A 6,482-nucleotide genomic window follows, 5' to 3' on the forward strand; every position below is an offset into this window, starting at 1 on the left:
AATCCTATGTGGGATTATGCATCCCACTTCTTGAAAATAAGGCAAGCGTTAACACCGCCAAAGCCAAAACTGTTACTCATGACAGTATTCAGTTTTGCATCACGTTTTTCAAGTATAATATCGAAACCTTTCGCGCCTTCATCTAGTTCTGTAACGTTGATGTTCGGTGCGATGAAGTCATTTTGCATCATTAGTACAGAGTAGATTGCTTCCTGTACACCTGCTGCACCCAAACTGTGGCCAGTCATTGATTTGGTTGAGCTTAGTGCAGGTACATTACCTTCGCCAAAAGCACGTTCCATTGCTTTTAATTCGGTTACGTCACCTGCAGGTGTTGAAGTCCCGTGAGTATTGACATAATCGATTTGTTCAATGCCATGTTGTTTTGCTTCATCAAGTGCCATGAGGATACAACGCGTAGCACCTTCCCCAGATGGAGCAACCATATCTGCACCGTCACTGTTGGCAGCATAAGCGACTACTTCTGCCAAAATGTTCGCACCGCGTGCTTGAGCATGCTCAAGTGATTCAAGAACCACAAAGCCACCACCACCCGCGATCACGAAACCGTCACGGTCAGCTGAATAAGGACGAGATGCTGTTTCTGGTGTATCGTTATATTTAGAACACAATGCACCCATAGCATCAAAAAGTAAGCTTTGAGACCAGTGATCTTCTTCACCACCACCAGCAAGCATTAAATCTTGTTTACCTAATTGAATCAGGTTGTAAGCATAACCAATTGCATCAGCAGAAGTTGCACATGCACTAGTAATAGAGTGAGCAATACCTTGTAGTTTTAATGCAACACCAACGTTTGCAGTAATCGTATTACTCATGTTGCGTGGAACAAAGAAAGGTCCAATTTTACGTGCACCTTTTTCTTCCAGTAATTTAACCATCTCTGCAACAGAAGCAGTTGAGTTACCGCCACTACCACCAGCAATACCGTATCTTGGGTTGTTAGCTAGGTCTTCTTGTTTGAGACCTGCATGTTCAATGGCTGCAATAGCGGCATTGTAAGCATACATCGCACACACGCCCATGAAGCGTTTCAATTTACGATCAATGCCATCAAAATCTTGAACAGCTGCTGCGCTCACATGACTTTTGAAATTAAGTTCAGCATAAGTTGGGTTAAAACGTGTCCCAGAGATTCCATTTTTTAGAGAATGAGTAACCTCTTCCAAAGAGTTACCGATACATGAGTTGATGCCCATACCAGTGATTACAACACGTTTCATTTACAGTTCCCTTTTATGGTAATACTAAGCCTTGTACAACATCGCTATAGTTAAAATCAGGAGAAAATAACGATCAAATCGGCTCATGAGTGAATGACACCATGATAGCAGAAAGGTTTTTTATTTCTTATGGCAAATATTATGTCTATTTTCAGTTATGTAAAGATTAGTAAGTTTAGAACGACTTAAGGTGAAAGCTAATGAAATTATACAGATTCAAGTTGAGATAAATCTGTATTCAACCTAGTATTTACCTAGAAATGCACAGATTAAAGAATAGAGGTACTTGATGACAAATTCTAAAAATAAGCAAACTTCAGGTTTATTTGCCCAAGCATTTGGAGTGGCTAAAAAGCTCAGCTCTGAATTGCAAAAACTTCAAGTTGCCCCGATAACATCTGGTGCGAAACTTTCCAATTCATCTAATATTGTTGAAGGAAATGCGCGTTTCAAAAGTCCATTTGAAGTGGAGAAATATGAAAGCCCTCAACAGATGCTGCGTCAACAACTTCCTAAATTGTCACATCAATTGCTAGGTAAGCATTATACGAAGGTAAATAATGTGGCGACTTTTGTTTCACCTGATTTAGGTGAAAAAGTTTCAGATTATTTATTTCAATGGTTGAATGAATTTAGTTCAAATAGTTCTTTGACTGAAAAGATTCAAGAAGAAGCAGGAGTTAAAGATCTTGCTGAGTTGACACAGGATACTGGGCGCTCGCAACGTTTAAGTCAGGCACTCATTGAGCAAAATAAATTACTTGCAGCTGCTCAGGGATTAATTACTGGTGCTACTGGAGTTTGGGGTGCTGCAATCGATATACCTGCTTCGATCGTTTTGGCATTACGCACGATTTACCAAACTGGTCGCTCTCATGGTTTCGATTTATCTGAAGAGGTTGATCAAGATATCGTGGCCTTTATTTTTAAAGAAATTGATTTAGGTCTAGTCGCAGAAAAACAAACATTATTACTTGCTTTAAAAGCTTTACAATCAATGTTAGACACGCATGATTTACAACATTTCCAACAGTTATTAGGCTCTAATAATGATGTTGAATTGTTGAAGAAGTGGTTGGTTGATGCTGATGGGCAATTTAAGTGGGGGTGGTTAAATCATATTCCACAAGCTTCAGTGATTGGGAAACTAACACCGATCGCGGGTGCAGTTGTCGGTGGTTTTTATAGCTGGAAACTTCTAGAAGATGTGGGGCATAAATCACAATCAGTATTTGGTGCGGCGCGATTCTATATAAATGAGCATCCTAATGAAAAGATTTCTCCATTAGAGGCGTATTACAAAGCTGAAGCATTATTAAGAAAAGCAAGTCCAAAACTTTTACAGGCAACAGAACTTGATGTCGCAAGTAAAATAGCTCCAGCCGAAAATCTAAAAAATGATGTTATCACTCATGTGGCTGTTCAGATAAAAGATGAGCTCATAGAAAATTCAACAAAAGATGAAAAAGTTGAAGAGGGTATTCAGAAGCTTGCTGAACAACATGTAACAGAACATGAATATTCTCAACAAAAACCAGCGATTAAAGCGACAGATGGTGATGACACCTTGGCTGATGAGACGGAACAGTTATCCGAACAAAAGGCAATAGATATTGAGCCTGCATCAACAAAGCATAGCTAATATATATGTGATGTATAAAAGCATCTAAAAGTTAACAAAAATCTAGAAATGGTCGACACTTGCTTTAGCCTGCAATGTTGACCATTTTTACTTCTTGACTTACAATTGTGTGCCCTTAAAAAGAGGTGCTTTTCTTTTTAAGGTTGTTTAATAACGGGAGAATTGCCAAATGGCAACAACAAATCAGTTGATCCGTAAGGGTCGTACAACTTTGATTGAAAAATCAAAAGTTCCTGCGTTGAAGGCTTGTCCACAACGTCGTGGTGTATGTACACGTGTATATACGACTACTCCTAAAAAACCTAACTCAGCAATGCGTAAGGTTTGCCGTGTTCGCTTAACTTCTGGTTTTGAAGTATCAAGCTATATCGGTGGTGAAGGTCATAACTTACAAGAGCACAGTGTTGTTCTAATCCGTGGTGGTCGTGTTAAAGACTTACCAGGTGTACGTTACCATACCGTTCGTGGTTCTTTAGACTGTGCTGGCGTGAAAGATCGTAACCAGTCACGTTCTAAATACGGTGCTAAACGTCCTAAGAAGTAATTCTAGGCAACCAGCCCAAACAACCCTTTAGCGTTTCGCTTGTTTGAATTCTTCATAGATTTGTAATTCAAGCGACGTATAGTAAGGCCAGCGTAGCGTACATGGCACTTGTACAAACTGCTGGATCATCCTGAAGTGTCATAATATTAGGTGTATTAAAATGCCAAGACGTCGCGTAGTCGCTGCTCGTGAGATCCTTCCAGATCCAAAATTTAGCAGCCAAACAATCGCTAAATTCATGAACCACGTAATGCAAGATGGTAAAAAATCTGTAGCTGAAGGTATCGTTTACGGTGCTTTAGAGCGTGTTCAAGAAAAAAACAAAGTAGACCCAGTTGAATTTTTCGAGACTACTCTTGAAAAAGTTCGTCCTATGGTCGAAGTAAAAGCACGCCGTGTTGGTGGTGCTACTTATCAAGTACCTATGGAAGTACGCCCATCCCGTCGTACTGCCTTAGCAATGCGTTGGTTAGTAGATGCTGCTGCTAAGCGTTCTGAAAAAACGATGGCTTTACGTCTTGCTGGTGAGTTGCTTGATGCAGCTGAAGGTAAAGGTGCAGCGATCAAAAAACGTGAAGACGTGCATCGTATGGCTGAAGCCAACAAAGCCTTCTCTCACTACCGTTTCTAAACGGATAAAACAGTCCCTAATCAGGAGAATATTCATGCGTACAGCAGCTCGATTCAACATCGCTCTTTATCAAAGTGGGAGCTTTGCGGGTATTTAAGTTGCCTGCTTGGATATTCGTGCGCATCAATTTAATTGATGCGTCCTGTTTTAAAGATAACATTTAGGAATGTAAGACATCATGGCTCGCCAAACCCCGATTACTCGTTACCGTAACATTGGTATTTCTGCGCACATTGACGCAGGTAAAACAACTACAACTGAACGTATCTTGTTCTACACAGGTGTATCTCACAAAATTGGTGAAGTACACGACGGTGCAGCAACAATGGACTGGATGGAACAAGAGCAAGAGCGTGGTATTACCATTACTTCTGCTGCTACGACTTGTTTCTGGTCTGGTATGGGCAACCAATTCGAACAACACCGTATCAACGTAATTGATACACCGGGACACGTTGACTTCACAATTGAAGTTGAGCGTTCTATGCGTGTTCTTGATGGTGCGTGCATGGTTTACTGTGCTGTTGGTGGTGTTCAACCTCAGTCTGAAACTGTATGGCGTCAAGCTAACAAATATAAAGTGCCTCGTTTAGCATTCGTGAACAAGATGGACCGTACTGGTGCAAACTTCTTCCGTGCTGTAGAGCAAGTTAAAACTCGTTTAGGCGGTAACCCTGTACCTATCGTTGTACCAATCGGTGCAGAAGATACATTTGCAGGTGTTGTAGATCTTATCGAAATGAAAGCGATCATTTGGGATGAACCATCTCAAGGTATGAAGTTTGAATATGGTGAGATTCCTGCTGACCTAGTTGATACTGCTAACGAATGGCGTACTAACATGGTTGAAGCGGCTGCTGAAGCTTCTGAAGAGTTAATGGACAAGTACCTTGAAGAGGGTGATCTTTCTAAAGAAGACATCGTTGCAGGTTTACGTGCTCGTACATTAGCATCTGAAATCCAAGTGATGCTTTGTGGTTCAGCGTTCAAAAACAAAGGTGTTCAACGTATGTTGGATGCTGTGATTGAATTCTTACCATCGCCAACAGAAGTTAAAGCGATCGAAGGTATCCTTGACGATAAAGCTGAAACTAAAGCATCTCGTGAAGCATCTGACGAAGCTCCGTTCTCTGCGCTTGCGTTCAAAATCATGAACGACAAATTCGTTGGTAACTTAACTTTCGTACGTGTTTATTCTGGTGTTCTTAAACAAGGTGACCCAGTATATAACCCAGTTAAGTCTAAGCGTGAACGTATCGGTCGTATCGTGCAAATGCATGCGAATGAGCGTCAAGATCTTGATGAAATCCGTGCAGGTGATATCGCAGCGTGTGTAGGTCTTAAAGACGTTACAACTGGTGATACATTATGTGATGAGAAAAACATCATTACACTTGAGCGTATGGAATTCCCTGAGCCAGTAATTTCATTGGCTGTTGAACCAAAAACTAAAGCTGACCAAGAAAAAATGTCAATTGCTTTAGGTCGTTTGGCGAAAGAAGATCCATCATTCCGTGTACGTACTGACGAAGAATCTGGTCAAACCATTATTGCTGGTATGGGTGAGCTTCACCTTGACATCATCGTTGACCGTATGAAACGTGAGTTCGGTGTTGAAGCGAATATCGGTAAACCAATGGTTGCTTATCGTGAAACGATTAAGAAAACTGTTGAGCAGGAAGGTAAATTCGTACGTCAAACAGGTGGTAAAGGTAAATTCGGTCATGTATATGTTCGTTTAGAGCCACTTGATGTTGAAGCTGCTGGTAAAGAATACGAATTCGCTGAAGAAGTTGTTGGTGGTGTAGTACCAAAAGAATTCTTCGGTGCAGTTGATAAAGGTATTCAAGAACGTATGAAGAATGGTGTCTTGGCTGGTTACCCAGTTGTAGGCGTTAAAGCTGTTCTTTTTGACGGTTCTTACCATGATGTCGACTCTGATGAATTATCGTTCAAAATGGCTGGTTCTTATGCGTTCCGTGATGGTTTCATGAAAGCAGATCCAATTCTTCTTGAACCTATCATGAAAGTTGAAGTAGAAACTCCAGAAGACTACATGGGCGATATCATGGGTGACTTAAACCGTCGTCGTGGTATGGTTCAAGGTATGGACGATCTTCCTGGTGGAACAAAAGCAATTAAAGCAGAAGTTCCATTAGCTGAGATGTTTGGTTACGCTACTCAAATGCGTTCTATGTCTCAAGGTCGTGCTACTTATTCTATGGAATTCGCTAAGTACGCTGAAACTCCACGTAACGTGGCTGAAGGCATCATCGCTAAGTTCCAAGCTGGCGGTAAAAAAGGTGACGACGAGTAATCTTTCGATTACTATATTACCCAACTAAAATTTAGTTAAAAACCAAGCGCTCATGAGCGACCCTCATGAGCAGTTTATAAAGGAAGATCATCATGGCTAAAGCC

5 protein-coding genes are annotated in these 6,482 nt (G+C 41.0%); 4 read left to right on the forward strand and 1 reads right to left on the reverse strand.

The window, feature by feature from the left end; translation table 11 throughout:
* Positions 1–14: 14 nt before the first annotated feature.
* A complete protein-coding gene (locus IRT38_RS07340; RefSeq protein ID WP_194597327.1) occupies positions 15–1,244 on the reverse strand; it encodes a beta-ketoacyl synthase N-terminal-like domain-containing protein in 1,230 nt (409 codons plus the stop codon).
* A gap of 289 nt (positions 1,245–1,533) precedes the next feature.
* Here IRT38_RS07340 and IRT38_RS07345 point away from each other — a divergent pair, with 289 nt between their 5' ends.
* The 4 genes from IRT38_RS07345 to fusA all read left to right on the forward strand — a co-directional run bounded on the left by IRT38_RS07345 (position 1,534) and on the right by fusA (position 6,378).
* Positions 1,534–2,886 carry an EcsC family protein gene (locus IRT38_RS07345; protein WP_194597328.1) on the forward strand — a complete coding sequence of 451 codons (1,353 nt, stop codon included), beginning with the start codon at positions 1,534–1,536 and terminating at the stop codon, positions 2,884–2,886.
* Positions 2,887–3,055: 169 nt separating this feature from the next.
* Positions 3,056–3,430, forward strand: coding sequence for a 30S ribosomal protein S12 (gene rpsL / locus IRT38_RS07350; RefSeq protein WP_004638184.1), 375 nt, complete (start codon positions 3,056–3,058; stop codon positions 3,428–3,430).
* 160 nt (positions 3,431–3,590) lie between these two features.
* Positions 3,591–4,061 (forward strand): 30S ribosomal protein S7, encoded by a 471-nt coding sequence (rpsG, locus tag IRT38_RS07355; RefSeq protein WP_004638185.1) that lies wholly within the window; start codon positions 3,591–3,593, stop codon positions 4,059–4,061.
* A 178-nt stretch (positions 4,062–4,239) separates the two neighbouring features.
* The gene (fusA, locus tag IRT38_RS07360) at positions 4,240–6,378 is read left to right on the forward strand and encodes an elongation factor G (protein ID WP_004913954.1); all 2,139 of its coding nucleotides are present in this window, start codon (positions 4,240–4,242) and stop codon (positions 6,376–6,378) included.
* The last annotated feature ends 104 nt before the right edge of the window (positions 6,379–6,482 follow it).

Origin of the sequence: Acinetobacter sp. SK-43 (assembly GCF_015351505.1) — a bacterium.
Taxonomy (GTDB): Bacteria; Pseudomonadota; Gammaproteobacteria; order Pseudomonadales; family Moraxellaceae; genus Acinetobacter; species Acinetobacter junii.